The sequence below is a fragment of the Pseudolactococcus hodotermopsidis genome (assembly GCF_011170085.1).
GTDB classification, from domain to species: Bacteria; Bacillota; Bacilli; order Lactobacillales; family Streptococcaceae; genus Pseudolactococcus; species Pseudolactococcus hodotermopsidis.
On record NZ_BLLI01000018.1, the window covers coordinates 1 to 20212 of the forward strand.

General features: G+C 42.0%; 17 protein-coding genes, 1 other RNA gene and 1 riboswitch. Of the genes, 17 read left to right on the forward strand and 1 reads right to left on the reverse strand.

The features are described 5' to 3' along the window. From Hs30E_RS04185 to Hs30E_RS04220, 8 genes are all read left to right on the forward strand, one after another. On the forward strand, positions 1-1543 hold a 1543-nt coding region (locus Hs30E_RS04185), incomplete at its 5' end, for a mucin-binding protein (protein WP_172208235.1). Between the two features lie 133 nt (positions 1544-1676). Further along, complete coding sequence (locus Hs30E_RS04190) at positions 1677-2759, forward strand: aspartate-semialdehyde dehydrogenase (RefSeq protein WP_172208237.1); 1083 nt, start codon at positions 1677-1679, stop codon at positions 2757-2759. A gap of 123 nt (positions 2760-2882) precedes the next feature. Further along, complete coding sequence (locus Hs30E_RS04195) at positions 2883-3242, forward strand: hypothetical protein (protein WP_172208239.1); 360 nt, start codon at positions 2883-2885, stop codon at positions 3240-3242. Between the two features lie 403 nt (positions 3243-3645). Beyond that, positions 3646-4035 carry a hypothetical protein gene (locus tag Hs30E_RS04200; RefSeq protein WP_172208241.1) on the forward strand — a complete coding sequence of 130 codons (390 nt, stop codon included), beginning with the start codon at positions 3646-3648 and terminating at the stop codon, positions 4033-4035. 25 nt (positions 4036-4060) lie between these two features. Then, positions 4061-4239, forward strand: a riboswitch (Lysine riboswitch). 705 nt (positions 4240-4944) lie between these two features. Beyond that, entirely contained in the window at positions 4945-5829 is an 885-nt protein-coding gene (gene dapA / locus Hs30E_RS04205; RefSeq protein WP_172208243.1) for a 4-hydroxy-tetrahydrodipicolinate synthase, read from the forward strand. A 106-nt stretch (positions 5830-5935) separates the two neighbouring features. Continuing rightward, entirely contained in the window at positions 5936-7657 is a 1722-nt protein-coding gene (locus Hs30E_RS04210; RefSeq protein ID WP_172208245.1) for a ribonuclease J, read from the forward strand. A gap of 252 nt (positions 7658-7909) precedes the next feature. Beyond that, positions 7910-8434: a bifunctional pyr operon transcriptional regulator/uracil phosphoribosyltransferase PyrR gene (gene pyrR, locus Hs30E_RS04215; RefSeq protein WP_172208247.1), complete on the forward strand. Its 525-nt coding sequence runs from the start codon at positions 7910-7912 to the stop codon at positions 8432-8434. Then, positions 8435-9712: a uracil-xanthine permease family protein gene (locus Hs30E_RS04220; RefSeq protein ID WP_172208248.1), complete on the forward strand. Its 1278-nt coding sequence runs from the start codon at positions 8435-8437 to the stop codon at positions 9710-9712. Positions 9713-9934: 222 nt separating this feature from the next. Here the strand turns inward: Hs30E_RS04220 and Hs30E_RS04225 are convergent, their stop codons facing one another. Next, complete coding sequence (locus Hs30E_RS04225) at positions 9935-10114, reverse strand: hypothetical protein (RefSeq protein ID WP_172208249.1); 180 nt, start codon at positions 10112-10114, stop codon at positions 9935-9937. A gap of 92 nt (positions 10115-10206) precedes the next feature. Between Hs30E_RS04225 and Hs30E_RS04230 the strand changes: the two genes are divergently transcribed. The 9 genes from Hs30E_RS04230 to rnpB all read left to right on the forward strand — a co-directional run bounded on the left by Hs30E_RS04230 (position 10207) and on the right by rnpB (position 20202). After that, the gene (locus tag Hs30E_RS04230) at positions 10207-11181 is read left to right on the forward strand and encodes an aspartate carbamoyltransferase catalytic subunit (RefSeq protein ID WP_172208250.1); all 975 of its coding nucleotides are present in this window, start codon (positions 10207-10209) and stop codon (positions 11179-11181) included. A 21-nt stretch (positions 11182-11202) separates the two neighbouring features. Then, complete coding sequence (locus Hs30E_RS04235) at positions 11203-12285, forward strand: carbamoyl phosphate synthase small subunit (protein WP_172208251.1); 1083 nt, start codon at positions 11203-11205, stop codon at positions 12283-12285. 3 nt (positions 12286-12288) lie between these two features. Continuing rightward, complete coding sequence (locus Hs30E_RS04240; protein WP_172208252.1) at positions 12289-13470, forward strand: AbiH family protein; 1182 nt, start codon at positions 12289-12291, stop codon at positions 13468-13470. Positions 13471-13489: 19 nt separating this feature from the next. After that, positions 13490-16678 (forward strand): carbamoyl-phosphate synthase large subunit, encoded by a 3189-nt coding sequence (gene carB, locus Hs30E_RS04245; RefSeq protein WP_172208253.1) that lies wholly within the window; start codon positions 13490-13492, stop codon positions 16676-16678. 54 nt (positions 16679-16732) lie between these two features. Next, positions 16733-17521, forward strand: coding sequence for a dihydroorotate dehydrogenase electron transfer subunit (locus tag Hs30E_RS04250; protein ID WP_172208254.1), 789 nt, complete (start codon positions 16733-16735; stop codon positions 17519-17521). Continuing rightward, a complete protein-coding gene (locus tag Hs30E_RS04255) occupies positions 17521-18462 on the forward strand; it encodes a dihydroorotate dehydrogenase (protein WP_172208255.1) in 942 nt (313 codons plus the stop codon). The genes Hs30E_RS04250 and Hs30E_RS04255 overlap by 1 nt, the downstream gene beginning before the upstream one ends. A 102-nt stretch (positions 18463-18564) precedes the next feature. Further along, a complete protein-coding gene (gene pyrF, locus Hs30E_RS04260) occupies positions 18565-19263 on the forward strand; it encodes an orotidine-5'-phosphate decarboxylase (RefSeq protein ID WP_172208257.1) in 699 nt (232 codons plus the stop codon). A gap of 92 nt (positions 19264-19355) precedes the next feature. Next, positions 19356-19775: a DivIVA domain-containing protein gene (locus Hs30E_RS04265; RefSeq protein WP_172208258.1), complete on the forward strand. Its 420-nt coding sequence runs from the start codon at positions 19356-19358 to the stop codon at positions 19773-19775. A 45-nt stretch (positions 19776-19820) separates the two neighbouring features. Then, an RNA gene (gene rnpB / locus Hs30E_RS04270) (RNase P RNA component class B) lies at positions 19821-20202 on the forward strand. Positions 20203-20212 lie beyond the last annotated feature (10 nt).

The window sequence follows — 20212 nt, forward strand, 5'->3', positions numbered from 1 at the left end:
GGCAGACTATACTGGTTCAGTGACATTTACCAAAACAGTTGATGCACTAGGTAATGTGACGTACAGTTCAAGCTCAGAAACGCTTGGTTATCAAGCTATTCCGACTTTGAAAGGTTATGATGTTATCGCAACACCAGTTGGTGTTTCTGAAAATTCTACTGTGAATTTCTATTCTGATGATATTGAGTTGAGTGTTATCTATAAAAAGCAAGCACCGACCATTACTGAAGAAACAGTGACTAAGACTGTCCATTACATTGATGAAACTGGTAAGCAAATTGCGCCAGACCACACTGTGTCTGTAACACTTACTAAATCAGTTGATGCCGTGACAGATGAAGTGACTTATACGCCAGTTGATGCCCATCTAGCAGGTCAGAATGCCCCAACAGTACCAGGTTATGTTGTCCAAACTGTCCCAGATGGTGCACAATCTGATTCTATCGTCAACTATGGCGACGAGAATATTGAGCTGAATGTTGTTTATAAAAAACAAGAATCAACTGATGAAATTCGAGATGTTATCAAAACGATTCACTATGTTGATGAAGCTGGTAATGAACTTGTGGCAGACTATACTGGTTCAGTGACATTTACCAAAACAGTTGATGCACTAGGTAATGTGACGTACAGTTCAAGCTCAGAAACGCTTGGTTATCAAGCTATTCCGACTTTGAAAGGTTATGATGTTATCGCAACACCAGTTGGTGTTTCTGAAAATTCTACTGTGAATTTCTATTCTGATAATATTGAGTTGAGTGTTATCTATAAAAAGCAAGCACCGACCATTACTGAAGAAACAGTGACTAAGACTGTCCATTACATTGATGAAACTGGTAAGCAAATTGCACCAGACCATACTGTGTCTGTAACACTTACTAAATCAGTTGATGCCGTGACAGATGAAGTGACTTATACGCCAGTTGATGCCCATCTAGCAGGTCAAACTAATCCTAAAATCAAAGGTTATACTGTCAAAACAAATCCGAAAGGTGCGGAAGCTGATTCTGTGGTTGCATTTGGTGATGGCGATATTGAGCTGACAGTTGTCTATAAAAAACAAGCACCGATTATTACTAAAGATACAGTGACTAAAACTGTTCATTACGTTGATGAAAATGGTAAACAAATCGCACCTGATTATACCGTGTCTGTAACGTTTACTAAGTCAGTTGATCCAGTGACAGGCGAAATAAGCTACACGCAAGTTGACGTAAAATTAGCAGGACAACCTGCTCCAACGGTGTCAGGTTACATCGCAAAAACTGTCCCAGATGGTGCACAATCTGATTCTATCGTCAATTATGGCGACAAGGATATTGAGCTGACAGTGATTTATGCCAAAGAAGTGACTATACCGAATATACCTAATACTGGTACTACTGATAAAACTACTAAAACTACGCAAAATGCTACTAATAATAAGCAAACTATCTTGCCAAATACTGCGATTGAAAATGCTTTTTATAGTATAGCTATGGGACTTTTCATGGTTATCATGGCAGCATTAGCTTTGATTAAACGCAGAGAAGTTAGATCATAATTTTTGACAAGTTTTTCTCCATCTGAGTCTTTCATTTTCCATTAAAACATGATAAAATGGATAAATAGTAATTTTTTAGAAAATTCAATCGAAAGCAAAAGGTTTGTAAACCGAAATTAGAGGATAAAATCACATGTCAAAAGAATACGTTGTTGCAGTTGTTGGTGCTACGGGCGCGGTTGGGAGTCGCATGATTCAAATGCTTGAGGAATCGACCCTGCCAATCAAGGAAATTCGCCTCCTTGCGACAATTCGCTCAGCTGGTAAAGTTTTGCAGTTCAAAAATCAAGATGTTACAGTCCTTGAGACGACCGAAAATTCCTTTGATGGCGTTGATATTGCGCTCTTTTCGGCGGGCGGTGGCGTTTCTGCCAAGTTCGCCCCATACGCCGTCAAAGCGGGTGCGGTGGTTGTTGATAACACCTCGCATTTTCGGCAAAACCCTGACGTGCCACTGGTTGTGCCAGAGGTTAATGCTCATGCGCTAGACGCGCACAATGGTATCATCGCCTGTCCGAATTGTTCGACGATTCAGATGATGGTAGCGCTCGAACCTATCCGCAAACAGTTTGGGTTAGAACGCATTATTGTCTCAACCTATCAAGCAGTGTCTGGTGCTGGCGCAAAAGCCATTGCCGAGACAGAACGTGAAATCAAGGAAGTTGTCAATGATAAAGTTGACCCTAAAGACGTTCACGCAGATATTTTACCAGCTAGTAGTGACAAAAAACATTACCCAATCGCTTTTAATGCGCTCCCACAAATTGACGTTTTCACTGATAATGATTATACTTATGAAGAGATGAAAATGACCAATGAAACCAAAAAAATCATGGCTGATGACAAGATTGCGGTTTCAGCAACATGTGTACGGATTCCGGTTATTCTCTCACATTCAGAGTCGATTTACATTGAAACGAAAGAAGTTGCGCCGATTGACCAAGTGAAGGCAGCGATTGCGAACTTTCAAGGCGCTGTTTTGGAGGATGAGCCAAGTCAGCAAATTTATCCGCAAGCGGTCAATGCTGCTGGTCGTCGTGAGACCTTTGTCGGTCGGATTCGTAAAGATTTGGATGCCGAAAAAGGCATTCACATGTGGGTCGTTTCGGATAATTTGCTCAAGGGTGCTGCATGGAACTCAGTTCAAATCGCTGAAACCTTGCACGAACGTGGCTTAGTCCGCGCGACTGAAGAGTTGAAATTTGAACTTAAATAAACTCATAAATACTATTTCCCCACGGAAGTAGTATTTTTTTATAAATTTTAACTACTATGCTTTACGGCGACATTGGTCGGAAAAGTTGCTAGCATTATTGAAAAGGAAACTGGAGAAGAGTAAATGAAAACAGAAAGTACAGCGTTTTTGATTGCTGAAAATAATGTGTTGAAATCGTGTTTGAATGCTGAAAATAAAGCCTATTTTGAGAAGATTATCTCGTATATGCGTGCTATTTCCTTGCTCAAAAATGAGCTAGAAATTGAAAATATTTTGCTGAATTTGTTGAAAGATTTGTTGGTCGCACAGGAAAATGGCGAGAGCGCACTTGCTTATTTTGGTAAAAATCCGCAAGAAATGTGTGAGGGTCTGATTGAGAATATTGGCAAAAGGTCATTTAAAGAAACGCTAACATCATTGCTTGCCATATCTGGCGGTTATCTACTGATAACACTCTTTTTGGGGCTGTTCATGCTAATCTAACAATTAATTTATGTCAACTCATTTTGGCAATCGTTTTTGTCCCAATCCTCATTTGGACCGTTTTCTCTTTTATGAAAAAAGACGCTTTTAAGGGCATCTCTAAAAACTGATTTTTCAAAATTTTAGATAGATTTTTTAATCGCAAGAAAATTCGACGACGGCTTGTGACTGCGCAATGCTCGTCACAGGTAAACACGTGCTGGTGCACATGTACTTTCTGTGGCGAGTAATCGCAGCCACAAGGCTAGGAGGATTGACGTAGGATTTGGAAAATCTAGCACATCTTTTCCTGTTAGCGATTTTATGAGCTAACAAAATTTGGGAAATCTGAGTTTTTAGAGATGCCCTTAAACATAAAAAAAGGCTCAAAATTAAGAATTTACTTCCCTTGATGTTTATTTATATGACATTCATCTTGACAATCGTGTTATTGGAACGCTTTGCCAAAAATCTCCTTGTGGTAACCGTGCCGCAACCTTATGATTTGATTTTGATTATTTCACTGACAATCATACTTGTTATTTTAGGAATCATTTTAAAAACGAGTTTGTTAAAAGAATTTATCCCACTAGCAGTTGTGATGACAAGCCTTGCGCTAATTGCTCGGACACCATTTGGCGAAAACATCATTGCCTATTTTAAGGAATCTGAAATGAAAACACTTGTCGGATCGCTACTTGTTGACGCAGTGGCGATGATTAGTCTGACACTACCATTTGCTCTCCAGAGTATACGTGAGAAAAAATTAGTGAAGAGGAAAACACAGATGAAAAAATTTAAAATAAGTCTTTAAACATCAGTAAAAATATGCTATACTTGAGTTAATTAGAGGTTGCAGATGCGAAAAATGATAATTGAGTGGTGGACACAACGACATTATCAGGCGGCGCAGTTGCCGAAAGGGAGATTTACCACAAAAATCTTGCCTTGGGTCGTTAGGTTAAAGCCTGCGAACTGTCTTTTGCTATTATTTAGCAAGAGGTGAGCTAATCAAATCATAAAATTTGACTAACTGACAGCCTTTGATTCTTAAAAATAAGGCTGTTTTTTATAGGGCATCTCTAAAAACTGCTCCTGCGATTACTCGTCGCAAAATGAGTTGCTCCTGCGATTACTTGTCGCAAAAAGATTTGCTTTTGTTCATTTTTAGATAAAATTTTCTTAGGCTAGGAAATTCGACGAAGGCTTGCTCCTGCGCAATGCTCGTCGCAGAAAGTGCGTGTGCTCCTGCGCAATGCTCGTCGCAGAATGTGCGTGTGCTCCTGCGCAATGCTCGTCGCAGAAAGTGCGTGTGCTCCTGCGCAATGCTCGTCGCAGAAAGTGCGTGTGCTCCAGCGCAATGCTCGTCGCAGAAAGTGCGTGTGCTCCAGCGCAATGCTCGTCGCAGAAAGTGCGTGTGCTCCTGCGCAATGCTCGTCGCAGAAAGATTTTGCTGGTGCACAAGCACTTTCTGTAGCGAGTAATCGCAGCTACAAGTCAAGGAAGATTGACGACGACTAAGGAAAGATAGCAATTTTTTCATGCACCGAGTAACCGCAGGTGCACATCTTTTTTCTGTTAGCGATTTTATGAGCTAACAAAAATGGGCGAATCTGAGTTTTTAGAGATGCCCTATAGATTAAAACCATGATACTTAAAAGCGAAGCGCCAAAGGCGCAAACTTTCTTAGAAATTAGCTTGAAGTTCAAATAAAGGAGAAGATATGACAATCGAACAGCTCAAAAAGGCGCAAATTATCACTGCTCTGGTCACACCGTTCAAGAAAAATGGCGACATCAATTTTGCAGTTTTGCCAAAACTTATCGAACATTTGCTGTCGCATCACACGGACGGTCTTGTTTTGGCGGGGACAACAGGCGAATCGCCAACTTTGACCCATGATGAAGAACTCGAACTTTTTCGTGTTGTTCAAGAAATTGTCAAGGGGCGTGTGCCATTGATTGCTGGTATCGGGACAAATGACACACGTGATTCTATCATTTTCACGCAAGAAGTGGCGGCGTTTGGTGGTTTTGCGGCGGGACTTGCGGTCGTGCCTTACTATAACAAACCGAGTCAAGAGGGGTTGTTTCAGCATTTTACAGCGATTGCGAATGCGTCAACCTTGCCTATTATTCTGTATAATGTGCCAAGTCGCACGGCTGCACAACTAACGCCGGAAACGACGCTCCGCCTAGCTCAGCACCCCAATATTATTGCCATTAAAGAGTGTACAGGTGTTGAAAATCTGGCTTGTCTGATTGAGCATGCGCCTAGTGATTTCCTGATTTATACAGGCGAGGACGGCTTGGCTTTTCATGCCAAGGCTTTAGGCGCTAAAGGCGTGATTTCGGTGGCTGCGCACACCAATGGCACTGACTTTTATGACATGTTTGAAAAACTAGATAAGGGAGACATTCAAGGCGCAGCCAAAATACAACGTCAACTTTTGCCAAAAATCAATGCTTTATTTTCATTGCCTAGCCCCGCCCCACTTAAAGCCGTTCTCAATCATCTGGGATTTGAGGTCGGACCATTAAGATTGCCACTTGTGGCAGCAACGTCATCTGAGACCAAAACCATTCTTCAAAAACTAGATTTGATATAATCGCTAAAAAATGGTACACTAATAGTAAGTGTAACTGTACAAGATAAGTCGGAGCTGCACAGTTCCGACTTTTTGAATTGCAAGAAAAATTATTGGAGAAAATTTAATGAGTCATGTGAAAATTACGGCGCTTGGTGGCGTGCGCGAGTTTGGTAAAAATATGTATGTTGTTGAGGTTGATGAGGTTATCTTTGTTTTGGATGCTGGCTTGAAATATCCTGAGACGGAGATGCTGGGGGTTGATTTTGTCATCCCTGATTTGACCTATTTGCTTGAAAATGCTGATCGTGTGGCAGGAATTTTCTTGACTCACGGTCATCCTGATTCGATTGGTGCTTTGCCTTATCTTTTAGCTGAGGTTGAAGTGCCTGTTTTTGGTAGTCAATTGACGATTGAACTTGCTAAAATCAATGTCAAAGGTTTTGATGGTAGCAAGAAATTTGATGATTTCCATATTGTTGACGAAACGACTGAGATTGATTTTGGAACAGCTGTGATTTCATTTTTCTCAACAACACATACCATTCCTGAAAGTTTAGGAATTGTTGTGGGAACGCCTGATGGCAATATCGTTTATACAGGAGATTTCAAGTTTGACCCAGCAGTTGGCGAAGGGTACAAGACCAATATCAGTCGTTTGGCTGAAATTTCGTCGCAAGGTGTTTTGGCGTTACTGAGCGAATCGGCAAACGCCTTGTCTAGCGTGCAATCTGCTAGTGAACCTGAAATTTCTGATAAGATTTTTGATACAATTGCGGATTGGGAGGGGCGCGTGATTATTGCCTCAACTGCTGCTAATTTGGCGCGGATTCAACAAGTGATTGACAGCGCAATCAAAGTCGGGCGTCATATTGCTTTCACGGGGCATGACTTGGATCAAATTGTCAAAACGGCGCGTGCGCTTGGTAAACTTCGCATTGACGATGATAAGATGATTATCAAGCCACAAGAAATCAAGAATTTTGAGGATAGCGAGCTTCTGATTTTGGAAACTGGGCGCATGGGTGAACCTTTGAAAACTTTGGCGGATATGGCGACTGGTCGTCATCGTTGGGTTAAAATCAAGGACGGCGACTTGGTTTATACGGTCACAAGTCCAACGATTGCCTATGAAACAGTTGTTGCGAAAACTGAGAACATTGTCTATCGTGCAGGTGGTATCATGAGAATGTTGTCAAGTGAGCTTAAAGTTTCGGGTCATGCTAATTCTCGCGATTTGCAGTTTTTACTAGACATTTTGCGCCCTAAAAATCTAGTGCCGGTTCAAGGCGAGTATCGTGAGTTGCAAGCGCATGCCGAACATGCCATGGCAGTTGGTATGTTACCTGAAAATATCTTCCTTGCCAAACGTGGCGAAGTGATTACTTTTGATGACAATGGTAACTTAGAACCAAACGGCGTTGTTCCTGCGGAAAACGTGATGATTGATGGCTCAGGTGTTGGTGATATTGGAAATATTGTCTTACGTGACCGTAAAATTCTCAGCGAAGAAGGTATTTTTATCGCAGTTATTACGATTTCTAAGCATGATAAAAAAATCATCAGCAAAACAAAAGTGCATACACGTGGCTTTGTTTATGTGAAAAATTCGCGTGATTTGATGAAAGAAGCAGCACTCAAAGTTGATGAAAAAGTCACACAGTATTTGGCTGGCGATAGCTTTGATTGGGCGGAAATCAAATCTGAAATTCGTGATGTTTTAGGTAAATTTCTCTTTGATCAAACCAAACGTCGTCCAGTTGTTTTGCCAGTTGTCATGGAAGTCCGCCAAAATGATTATCGCCAAAAACGTCATCCCAAACCTAAGAAAAAAGTGTCTAGTAATTAAGTCCAAATCTCTGAGAAATCGGAGATTTTTGTATTCTCTCTAACCTAAACCCCTAAAAATTTGATATAATAATATCAGAACCCTTTAACTCGTCCAGAGAGACGGCAAGGTAAAATGAACGGATTTAATCATTTTCTTGCCATTTTAGGTAAGGATTTTTTACATAAAAATAAAAGCATGATACCAAAGCGATGCGACATAGTCGCAAACTTTCGTAGAAAATTAGCTTGAAGTTCAAATAAAGGAGAGATTATGTCAAAAACAAAAGAAATTATTGATGAAGTGACGATGAAACGTGCGATTACACGAATTACCTATGAAATCATTGAGCGCAATAAAGAGCTTGATAAGTTGGTTATCGTTGGCATTAAAACACGTGGTGTTTATATTGCCAAGCGGATTCAAGAACGCCTTAAACAGCTGGAAAATATTGCTATTCCGCTCGGCGAGTTGGACACAAAACCTTTTCGTGATGATGTTAAGACAGATGAAAACACGACAGAGATTCCTGTTTCAGTCACTGATCGTGACATTATCCTAGTGGATGATGTTCTCTACACAGGTCGGACGATTCGTGCGGCGATTGATGGTTTGGTGGCGCTTGGTCGACCGTCAAAAGTGAGTTTGGCGGTTCTTGTTGACCGTGGTCATCGTGAGTTGCCGATTCGTGCGGATTATGTTGGGAAGAATATTCCGACAGCTAAAAATGAAGAAATTATTGTGCATGTTGCTGAAATTGATGGTTCTGACAGCATTCTCATCAAGAAAGAGGATTAAATGACGACTTCTAAAAAAGATGTGATTTATGATGTTCATGATAAACCGCCAATTGGTATGTGGATTGGGCTGTCTTTTCAACATCTCTTTGCCATGTTTGGTGCGACTGTTTTGGTGCCAATTTTGGTTGGGATTGATCCGTCGATTGCACTATTTTCCAGTGGTCTAGGTACTTTGGCGCATTTGTCGGTGACCAAGTACAAAATTCCTGCTTACATGGGGTCGAGTTTTGCCTACATTCTTGCCATGCAAAGTCTGATGAAATCTGATGGCATTGCGGCGGTTGCCCAAGGTGCAGTGGTAGGTGGTCTGGTTTATTTACTTGTCGCACTTATTGTCAAGTTTGTTGGTAAGGCTTGGATTGATAAGGTTTTGCCGCCAATTGTTGTCGCTCCGATTGTCATGGTGATTGGGCTTAGCCTTGCGGGGACTGCGGTCAATGATGCCATGAATAAAAATGGTGACTACAATTTGACGTTTTTGCTGATTGCGCTTGTGACTTTGTTCGCCGTTCTTGCCTTTAATATGTTTGGTAAGGGCTTGACAAGCCTGATTCCCATTTTGCTCGGCATTATCGTGGGTTATAGCTTCACGCTGATTGTTCAGCAAATCACTGGCACGCCGATTATTACCTTTGATGAGATTAGCGCTAGTCACTGGTTTAGCGTGCCGAGCTTTGACATTATGTTCGTTGATTATAGCTTTAAACTTTATCCGTCGGCGATTTTGACCATGGCACCGATTGCTTTTGTGACCATGACCGAACATTTCGGTCATGTTATGGTGCTGAACTCGCTGACAGGAAATGACTATTTTAAAGACCCAGGACTTGAGCGCACCCTAACTGGAGATGGTGTAGCGCAGATGATTGCGGGAGTCTTTGGCGCACCGCCAGTGACTTCTTACGGTGAAAATATCGGTGTAATGGCGATTACCAAAATTCACTCAGTTTATGTGATTGCAGGCGCTGCTGTATTTGCAGTTGTGCTAAGCTTTATTGGAAAAATTACCGCTGTCATTCATTCTATTCCAACACCAGTTATCGGTGGCGTGTCAATTGCACTCTTTGGCGTGATTGCCTCAAGTGGTCTGAAAATTTTGGTTGAAAATAAAGTCGATTTTGATGATAAACGCAATCTTTTGATTGCTAGTGTGATTCTCGTTTCGGGAATTGGTGGCTTGACTTTAAATATTGCGGGCATTTCAATTTCTGGTGTTGCTTTTTCAACGATTTTAGGCATTGCTATGCACTTGATTTTGCCAAAAACGACTGATTAAATTTGATACATACAAAACGTAAAAAATATTTGAAAATTGACAAAAATTTTGATATAATAGGTCAAATGAATAAAAAATCCTTTAAAAACAGTCCTGTGAGGCTGTGAAGGTTGACCACGTATCCGTGCGTTTTTTGGCGCACTCTTATCAATGGCTGCCTTTAAGGTAGCCATTTTTTGCGTGAGACGTGCGATGAGCATCGTTAGTCTTCAACTCACAACCCTAAGGTTGCACTGTTTCGACTGCCTTGTCCTCACACGTCTCACGCAAAAAAAATCTAATGTGAGACGTGCGATGAGCATCGTTAGTCTTCAACTCACAACTCCAAGGTTGCATCGTTTCGACTGCCTTGTCCTCACACGTCTCACGCAAAAAATCTAATGTGAGATGTGTAATGAGCATCGTTAGTCTTCAACTCACAACCCCAAGGTTGCATCGTTTCGACTGCCTTGTCCTCACACGTCTCACGCAAAAAATCTAATGTGAGATGTGCGATGAACTCACACAAAGAATCTTTAAAATGTGAAAGGAAAGCTATTTTGACAATTTCACCAGACGGTATCGTGTCTATCAAACATTTAACGAGCATGGAGTTGCTAAGTAATGATGAGGTGCTGGGCTTGATTAAGCGCGCTCAAGACTTTAAGTATCAGCGTGTCACACCTGAGTTTAAACGGCAGTTTTTCGTGGCGAATCTTTTTTTTGAAAATTCAACGCGAACGCACAAATCTTTTGAAGTTGCGGAGAAAAAACTCGGACTTGATGTGATTGAATTTGACGCGTCAACCAGTTCAGTCAATAAAGGCGAGACTTTATATGACACGATTTTGACCATGAGTGCGATTGGCGTTGATATTTGTGTCATTCGTCACACGGACGAGCATTATTATCAAGAGCTGGTTGATAGTCGGACGATTCAGTCGGCGATTGTCAATGGTGGCGATGGTTCGGGTCAACATCCGAGTCAGTCTTTGCTTGATTTATTGACGATTTATGAAGAATTTGGGCATTTTGATGGTCTTAAAATCATGATTTCGGGTGATATTACGCATAGTCGGGTTGCCAAGTCAAATATGCAGATGTTGAAACGTCTGGGTGCTGAGATTTATTTCACAGGGCCTGAGAGTTGGTACTCTGATGAGTTTGATGTTTATGGTCATTATGTGAATTTGGATGATATGATTGATAAGGTAGATGTTGTGATGTTACTTCGGGTACAGCATGAGAGACATGACTCTGGCGAAACATTTTCAAAAGCCGACTATCATGCCAAATACGGCTTGACACATGCGAGATATGCGCAGATGGGAGCGTCGGCAATCATCATGCACCCAGCGCCAGTCAATCGTGGCGTGGAAATCGCCAGTGACTTGGTTGAGGCACCAAAATCGCGAATTGTGGCGCAGATGACCAATGGCGTGTTCGTGCGCATGGCGATTCTGGAAGCAATTTTGAACGGTAAGGCATAAGCAAATATGAAAGAGGAAAGTATGAAAAGACTTTTAATATTAGAAGACGGTACGATTTTTGAGGGCGAGGCTTTCGGTGCGGACGTTGATGTGACGGGCGAAGTGGTCTTTAACACGGGCATGACGGGCTATCAAGAGTCGATTACTGACCAATCTTACAATGGTCAAATTCTGACTTTTACTTATCCCTTGGTTGGTAATTATGGGATTAATCGTGATGATTATGAGTCGATTATCCCGACTTGTAAGGGTGTTGTTGTGCGAGAAAATGCGCGTTTGGCGAGTAATTGGCGCAATCAGCTGTCGCTTGATGAATTTTTGCAACGGAAAAATATTCCCGGCATTTCTGGCATTGACACGCGTGCTTTGACACGAATTATCCGTCATCATGGTACGATGAAAGCGACTTTGGCAAATCCAGTTGACGAGCTCAAACATATGCAAGACCAGCTCCGTGCGACTGTTTTGCCGACCAATCAAGTCGAGCAAGTCTCAACGATGACGGCTTATCCGAGTCCTGGCACGGGGCGCAATATCGTTGTTGTCGATTTCGGTCTCAAACACTCGATTTTGCGCGAACTCTCTAAGCGCGAGTGCAATCTGACGATTGTGCCGTATACGATTACGGCTGAGGAAATCATTGACATGAACCCTGACGGTGTTATGTTGACCAATGGTCCTGGCGACCCGACTGATGTACCGCAAGCGCTTGATATGATTCGTGGCATTCAAGACAAGTTTCCGATTTTCGGCATTTGTCTCGGTCATCAGCTGTTTGCTATGGCAAATGGTGCGACAACGAGCAAGATGAAATTTGGTCATCGCGGGTTCAACCACGCTGTACGTGAAATTGCGACTGGGCGTGTTGATTTTACCTCGCAAAATCACGGTTATGCGGTGGATGCGACTTCAATTGATAAAACGGATCTCATGATTACGCACATTGAAATCAACGATAAATCCGTTGAGGGTGTACGCCACAAGTATCTCCCAGCCTTTTCTGTGCAATTTCACCCAGACGCAGCCCCAGGTCCGCATGATGCGGCTTATCTGTTCGATGAGTTTATGGAGATGATTGATGCATGTAAGGAAGAACAAGTGTGATTTATGGCTGAACAGTTGATTATTTTAGGTAATGGGTTTGATTTGCGGCGTGATTTGAAATCTTCTTATGCTGATTTTTATAGGGATAGATATGAGAGTCAGCTTTATAAGGATAAAATTGGCTATTTGAAATCTGTTAATGGTGAAAAGTTCGAGAATTTAGATTTTGATTTGAATATTTGGGATATTATTCTTTGTGAAATTGAAGAGGTAAGAAACGCTTACTGGAAAGATATTGAGGAAGTTATTAGAAAATATGTCATAATGAGTGATCCAGAGATAGTAGAGGCAATTAATGTTGGTTTAAACAATGGAGGTAGAGATCAAATTCTGGAGAGATTTGATTTTCGTGCTAGGGAAAGGATTTTTATTGAAGCTCCAAATGGTGATTTACACTCATCTGACAAAGAAGATTTTTTTGAATTGTTTGACGAAAATTTCAGTTTTAGTAATTTTTTCGATTTTCTAATGACAGAACTTAAAAAATTTGAAAAAGAATTTGCTAAGTATTTATTTAATCAATGTAGTGGAAAATATAGTGAATATTATGCTATCATGTCTACCATTATTTTGAGTAAAATAATAGAGTTCGATACTGATAACAAAATATTTGATACAAAAGTTATTTCTTTTAATTATACTTCTCCTTTTAATGCAAACAACAGCATTTATCAATTAAAAGATGAATCTCAAATAGAAATTCAAAAAATTCAAAATGTTCATGGCAGATTACCACATGATATAGTCTTTGGTATTGATAGAAATGCTGAAAATGAAACTCTACCACCTCAAGCTCTTCCTTTCACTAAAACTTATCGCTCCTTATCTGTTGGGCAATCAAATCATCAGATAAAACTATTCTCAAAAGATACTAAAATAATCAAATTTTACGGTCATTCTTTAGGAGAAATGGATTATACATATTTCAAAGTTATTTTTGATAGCGTTGATTTAGTCAATGGCATTGTTCAACTAATTTTCTTTTTCAGTCTATATAATAAACATAAAGATAAAGAAAATACTGAAGCAGAAGATAATGAAATCAGAGAAGAAAACTACAAACGTATAGACAACTTAATCCGAAGATATGAAGATGAAACAATGAGTAAAGACAGCGATGTTTTATTACACAAACTCAGACTAGAAGGTCGCTTGTTATTACTTGAAGAAGGGTCTTACTGGTAACGAAAACGAGGAGAAGAAAATGCCAAAACGTAACGATATAAAAAAAATAATGGTCATCGGATCTGGTCCCATCATCATCGGACAAGCAGCAGAATTTGACTATGCGGGAACGCAAGCCTGTCTTGCCTTGAAAGAGGAGGGATATAGTGTTGTCCTTGTCAATTCAAATCCTGCGACGATTATGACTGACCGTGAGATTGCGGATAAGGTTTATATTGAGCCTATCACGCTTGAATTTGTCACACGCATTTTGCGTAAAGAACGCCCCGATGCATTGTTGCCAACGCTTGGCGGTCAAACTGGGTTGAATATGGCAATGGAGTTGTCAAAAACAGGTATTTTGGACGAGTTGCATGTCGAACTCCTTGGCACCAAGCTCACTGCCATTGACCAAGCTGAAGATCGCGATTTGTTCAAGCAACTTATGGAGGAGCTGGCGCAGCCGATTCCCGAGTCTGAGATTGTTAATACCGTTGATGAGGCGGTAACTTTTGCTAGCAAAATCGGCTATCCGATTATCGTGCGCCCCGCTTTTACCCTTGGTGGCACGGGCGGCGGTATGTGTGACAATGAAGAAGAACTGCGTGAGACGGCTGAAAATGGGCTTAAACTATCGCCTGTCACGCAGTGTTTGATTGAGAAATCAATCGCTGGTTTCAAGGAAATCGAGTACGAAGTCATGCGTGATGCGACAGACAATGCTATTGTGGTTTGTAACATGGAAAATTTTGACCCAGTTGGCATTCATACAGGCGATTCGATTGTTTTTGCGCCAAGTCAAACGCTCAGCGATATTGAATATCAGTTGCTCCGTGATGCGTCGTTGAAAATTATTCGTGCGCTTAAAATCGAGGGTGGTTGTAATGTTCAGCTCGCCCTTGACCCTAATAGTTTTAATTACTATGTTATCGAAGTCAATCCGCGTGTCTCTCGTTCATCAGCCTTGGCCTCCAAAGCGACTGGCTATCCAATTGCCAAATTAGCGGCGAAAATCGCTGTCGGCTTAACCCTTGATGAGATGATTAACCCAGTCACAGGGACGACTTACGCCATGTTTGAGCCAGCGCTTGACTATGTTGTGTCGAAAATTCCGCGTTTTCCATTTGACAAATTCGAGTCGGGCGAACGCCGTCTTGGCACGCAGATGAAAGCGACTGGCGAGGTCATGGCGATTGGGCGCAATATTGAGGAATCATTTCTCAAAGCCGTTCGGTCGCTTGAAGTCGGCGTTTATCATAATGAAATGCCAGAACTTGCTGATGTGACTGACGATGCCTTGGTTGAGAAAATTGTCAAGGCGCAAGATGACCGACTTTTCTACTTATCTGAGGCGATTCGCCGTGGCTACACGATTGAAGAATTGCACAGCTTGACTAAAATTGACCTCTTTTTCCTTGATAAATTACAGCATATCTTTGAAATCGAACAAGAACTGGCAACCAATGTTTTCAATCCAGAAACGCTGAAAACAGCCAAACGCAATGGTTTTTCTGACCGCAAAATCGCAGACCTCTGGCATACAGATGCAGCAGAAATTCGCCGTCGCCGCTTTGACAATAGTATTGTGCCAGTTTTCAAAATGGTTGATACCTGTGCTGCTGAATTTGAGTCAGAAACGCCTTATTTTTACAGCACCTATGAATTTGAAAATGAATCAATCAAGTCAGAAAAAGAATCAGTTCTTGTTCTTGGTTCTGGACCGATTCGGATTGGGCAAGGAGTCGAGTTCGACTATGCGACCGTTCACTCAGTCAAAGCCATTCAGGCTGCGGGTTATGAGGCGATTATCATGAACTCAAATCCTGAGACTGTCTCAACTGACTTTTCTGTGTCTGACAAACTTTACTTTGAGCCCTTGACCTTTGAAGATGTCATGAATGTTATCGACCTTGAGCAGCCAAAAGGTGTTATCGTCCAGTTTGGTGGTCAAACTGCGATTAATCTCGCTGAACCTTTGTCGAAAGCTGGTGTGAAGATTCTCGGCACGCAAGTCGAGGCGCTTGACCGTGCGGAAGATCGCAAACTTTTCGAGGCGGCACTTAAAGAGCTTGCGATTCCGCAACCAATCGGTGCGACAGCGACAAACGAGGAGGAGGCGGTCGCAAACGCCAATCGTATCGGCTACCCTGTCCTTGTCCGTCCGTCTTATGTGCTTGGTGGTCGTGCCATGGAAATCGTGGACAATGAGGCAGATTTGCGAAATTATATGCAAACCGCAGTCAAGGCAAGTCCCGACCACCCCGTCCTTGTTGATTCCTATCTGCTCGGTCGTGAGTGTGAAGTCGATGCCATTTGTGACGGCGAAAATGTGTTGATTCCAGGCATTATGGAACATATTGAGCGTGCGGGTGTTCATTCGGGCGACTCCATGGCAGTTTATCCACCACAAAATCTCTCGGCTGAACTCCAAGCGACGATTGCTGACTATACCAAACGTCTAGCAATCGGTCTCAACTGTATCGGCATGATGAATGTCCAGTTTGTTATTTTTGATAACACGGTCTACGTTATCGAAGTTAATCCGCGTGCCTCACGAACTGTGCCATTTTTATCGAAAGTCACAGGTATTCCCATGGCACAAGTCGCAACGCAGCTGATTCTCGGCAAAAACTTGCTAGAGCTTGGCTATGCGGACGGTTTGTACCCCGAAGATAGCAAGGTTCACGTCAAAGCGCCTGTTTTCAGTTTTACTAAGCTGCAAAAAGTAGATGCTTATCTCTCGCCCGAGATGAAGTCAACAGGCGAGGTCATGGGCTCTGATACAACGCTTGAAAAGGCGCTTTACAAGGCTTTTGAGGCATCTTATCTGCACCTGCCGACTTTCGGTAATGTCCTTTTTACAGTTGCCGATGATGCCAAAAAAGAGGCGCTTGCCCTTGCCAAACGTTTCCGTGAAATCGGCTACGGCATTTACGCCACGGCTGGCACTGCCAAGTTTTTTGAGGAAAATGGTGTCTATGCCACACTCATCGCTAAAATTGGCGAAAACGTAGAAAGTCATCCCTCTATCGTTGATAGCATTCGTTTAGGACGCATTCAAGCCGTTATCAATACCATGGGGAAAGACCGCAACGACCAAAACACCGACGGCATGACGATTCGCCGTGAATCAATCGAACACGGTGTCCCATTGTTCACATCACTTGATACAATTGCCGCCATGCTGAAAGTTCTCGAAAGTCGCTCATTTGTGACACAAGCGATCTGATAAGGTTGTACTTAAACTGCAGGAAATTCCTGTGGTTTTTTATGAAAGGAAGTCATGATTTTACAAGAAGAGATGACGATTTTGTCAAATGTCGCTATTGCACCACGTGTATTTCGCATGGTTCTAAAAGGGGAAATGGTACTTGATATGCGGACACCTGACCAATTTCTTCATATCCGTGCCCCCAGTCCTGACAAAGTTTTACGCCGTCCGATTTCGATTTGTGAGTACAATCGTGCCGATAAAACTTGTGTGATTATCTACCGTGTGGAAGGCTCGGGACTTGCCTTTGTTTCTCAGATGACAGCGGGACAAAAACTTGATGTTATGGGACCGCTTGGCAACGGTTTTGACCTTGCTCAGCCTTTTCCAAACAAAAAAGCGCTGATTATCGGCGGTGGGATTGGCACGCCCCCCTTGTTGCAGTTGGCGCGTGATTTGGCGGCAATGTCGGTGGAAGTCACAGTATTATTAGGCTTCGCCCAAAAGTCAGCAGTGATTTTAGAATCTGATTTTGCAGCAACAGCTGTTGACCTAAAAATTGTGACAGATGATGGTTCTTATGGTCGCAAGGGCAATGTTGGCATGTTAATGGATGAACTTTGCGATTTGGTAAAATTCGATGCCATTTATGCTTGTGGTGCTATCGGCATGCTCAAAGCTGTTGAGAGTCGGACACTTAAACATCCAAATGCTTACATTTCTATGGAGGCAAGAATGGCGTGTGGCATGGGAGCATGTTACGCATGTGTTGTTCACGTCGCAGATGATGAAACAGCTCAAAAATCGCTCAAAGTCTGTGATGATGGCCCAATTTTCAAAGTAGGAGAGGTGGTTATCTGATGACAAAAAATAGATTAGCCGTCAAGTTACCAGGACTTGAGTTGAAAAATCCAATCATGCCAGCCTCGGGCTGCTTTGGTTTCGGCGAAGAATACGCTAAATACTATGATTTATCAAAACTTGGCTCGATTATGGTAAAGGCAACAACGCCAAATGCCAGATATGGGAATCCTACGCCCCGTGTGGCTGAAACGCCGTCTGGGATGTTGAATGCCATTGGTCTCCAAAATCCTGGAGTGGATGCGGTTATCGCTGAAAAACTGCCGAAACTTGAAACCTACAACTTGCCGATTGTGGCAAATGTTGCGGGTTTTTCGACAGCTGATTATCGAATTGTTACGGAGAAAATTTCAAAAGTGGCGACGATTGCTGCCATAGAGCTGAATATTTCTTGTCCAAATGTTGATCATGGTAATAACGGCTTGCTTATCGGGCAAGTGCCAGAGTTAGCTTATGAAGTTGTTAAAGCTGCGGTTGAGGTTTCCAAAGTGCCGATTTATGTCAAACTTACGCCATCGGTAACTGATATTAAAGAAATTGCGCGTGCTGTTGAAGCAGCGGGGGCGGCTGGTTTTACGATGATTAACACGTTAGTTGGCATGCGTTTTGACCTCAAAACACGTCGACCGATTCTTGCTAATGCGACTGGTGGCATGTCAGGACCGGCGATTAAACCTGTGGCACTCAAATTGATTCGCGAAGTGGCGCAGATTTCCAAGTTGCCAATTATTGGCATGGGTGGTGTGACGAGTGCTGAGGATGTGTTGGAGTTCATGATTGCGGGGGCAAGTGCGATTGGTGTTGGCACAGCGAATTTTACAGACCCTTTTGCTTGCCTGAAAATTATCAACGACTTGCCAAATGTTATGGACAAATATGGCATTACAACTTTGGAAGAACTACGCACTGAGATTGCGCTTGAATTAAGCAAACTTTCGTAGAAAATTAGTGATTTGCCGTAAGCAAGCCTAGCTTGTGCGGATAAATCGTCTATTTTGCTAGAAAGTTAGCTTGAAGTTCAAATTATAAGAGGAGAAAAATAAATGACGAATTTTGAAACACGACCGATTATTGCCTTGGATTTTCCAACCTTTGAAGCAGTCAAAAACTTTTTAGCAAAATTTGACCCATCAGAAAAACTTTACGTTAAAATCGGTATGGAATTGTTCTATGCTGTTGGTCCTGAGGTTGTGACTTATGCTAAAAGTCTTGGACATTCAGTCTTTCTTGATTTGAAATTGCATGATATTCCAAACACTGTCAAATCAGCTATGAAAGTACTTGCTAATCTTGGTGTTGATATGACAAACGTGCATGCGGCGGGCGGTGTTGAGATGATGAGCGCAGCGCTTGAAGGTTTGGGTGGCAAAACGAAGCTGATTGCGGTCACACAATTGACCTCAACCAGTCAAGAAATTATGCAAAATGACCAAAATATTCAAACAACTTTGGCTGAATCAGTTGTCAATTATGCTAAAAAAACAGCTGAATCTGGACTTTTAGGTGTTGTTTGTTCGGCTCAGGAAGTTGCCTTGATTAAATCAGCAACAACTGAAAATTTCATTTGCCTAACACCAGGTATTCGTCCAAGTGGGGCAGCGGTTGGTGACCAAAAGCGCGTGATGACACCAGCTCAGGCGCGAGCGATTGGCAGTGACTATATCGTCGTTGGTCGTCCGATTACGCAGGCAGAAAATCCTGTTCAAGCCTATCTTGAAATTAAAAATGATTGGAATGCTTAAACAGATTATTTTTTACCTTGTCCTTGTAAATCTGATAAAAATTTGGTAAGATTGAACATATAACGAAAAGAAATAGTGAGACTGAAAAAATAATGACAACTTACAATTTTACGCCCAAAGATATTTACGATGCAGATTTTGACATCAAGATGCGCGGCTATGACAAAGATCAAGTCAATGATTTACTTGATAATGTTATTGTTGATTACGAGAAATTTCAAGAAGAGATTCTGTCTTTGAAAGAAGAAAATGAATTTCTGAAGAAAAAAATTCGTGATATTGAGTCTAAGCCACAGATTCCTGTCCCTGAAAAAATGCAACGTCCTACTCCGCCTGCGCCACCAGTTGCGCCACCTGTACCACCGACTATTGAAGAGGTCAAGCCAGCTGGTGAGTTAGGTGGGCATGTGTCAATTAAACCAGTCAATAACTTTGATATTCTCAAACGTTTGAATCGTTTGGAACGTGCAGTCTTTGGTCCTCAAGCGCTTAAAAACGATATTGAGAGCTAATAAATTTTTTATAGTTTCTGAAGTTTAATCGTGTATTAACAATCAGTTTTCGGATAATTGCGCGATTTCTTAGAAAATCGTGAGGAAAGTCCATGCTCGCGCGGACTGCGATGTCCGCAGTGTTTGTGCTAGGCGAAACCATAAGCCTAGGTAGGTGTGTCAGACCTAACGGCTGAATTTTAGCTAAGTTTTCTTTGGAAGATAAGCGAAAAATTCTGTAAAAGTGCCATAGAGACGAGTTGCTTTGGAAACAGAGCAAGTGGAACGTGGTAAACCCCTCAAGCGAGCAACCCAAACTTATGGTAGGGGCACTTGTCACGCGGAATGTTTAAGAACGCACGACGAGGCTGGTTTTAACTAATCAGCAGACAGATGATTATCAACGGTTGGTTGAAATACCAACTGGAACAAAACATGGCTTATAGAAAACTGGATGA

Bases quoted from the DNA above. Each gene is read 5' to 3' on its own strand.
- Hs30E_RS04190 (WP_172208237.1), top strand. From the start codon at position 1,677: ATGTCAAAAGAATACGTTGTTGCAGTTGTTGGTGCTACGGGCGCGGTT.
- Hs30E_RS04195 (WP_172208239.1), top strand. From the start codon at position 2,883: ATGAAAACAGAAAGTACAGCGTTTTTGATTGCTGAAAATAATGTGTTG.
- Hs30E_RS04200 (WP_172208241.1), top strand. From the start codon at position 3,646: ATGACATTCATCTTGACAATCGTGTTATTGGAACGCTTTGCCAAAAAT.
- dapA (WP_172208243.1), top strand. From the start codon at position 4,945: ATGACAATCGAACAGCTCAAAAAGGCGCAAATTATCACTGCTCTGGTC.
- Hs30E_RS04210 (WP_172208245.1), top strand. From the start codon at position 5,936: ATGAGTCATGTGAAAATTACGGCGCTTGGTGGCGTGCGCGAGTTTGGT.
- pyrR (WP_172208247.1), top strand. From the start codon at position 7,910: ATGTCAAAAACAAAAGAAATTATTGATGAAGTGACGATGAAACGTGCG.
- Hs30E_RS04220 (WP_172208248.1), top strand. From the start codon at position 8,435: ATGACGACTTCTAAAAAAGATGTGATTTATGATGTTCATGATAAACCG.
- Hs30E_RS04225 (WP_172208249.1), bottom strand. From the start codon at position 10,114: ATGCTCATTACACATCTCACATTAGATTTTTTGCGTGAGACGTGTGAG.
- Hs30E_RS04230 (WP_172208250.1), top strand. From the start codon at position 10,207: ATGAACTCACACAAAGAATCTTTAAAATGTGAAAGGAAAGCTATTTTG.
- Hs30E_RS04235 (WP_172208251.1), top strand. From the start codon at position 11,203: ATGAAAAGACTTTTAATATTAGAAGACGGTACGATTTTTGAGGGCGAG.
- Hs30E_RS04240 (WP_172208252.1), top strand. From the start codon at position 12,289: ATGGCTGAACAGTTGATTATTTTAGGTAATGGGTTTGATTTGCGGCGT.
- carB (WP_172208253.1), top strand. From the start codon at position 13,490: ATGCCAAAACGTAACGATATAAAAAAAATAATGGTCATCGGATCTGGT.
- Hs30E_RS04250 (WP_172208254.1), top strand. From the start codon at position 16,733: ATGATTTTACAAGAAGAGATGACGATTTTGTCAAATGTCGCTATTGCA.
- Hs30E_RS04255 (WP_172208255.1), top strand. From the start codon at position 17,521: ATGACAAAAAATAGATTAGCCGTCAAGTTACCAGGACTTGAGTTGAAA.
- pyrF (WP_172208257.1), top strand. From the start codon at position 18,565: ATGACGAATTTTGAAACACGACCGATTATTGCCTTGGATTTTCCAACC.
- Hs30E_RS04265 (WP_172208258.1), top strand. From the start codon at position 19,356: ATGACAACTTACAATTTTACGCCCAAAGATATTTACGATGCAGATTTT.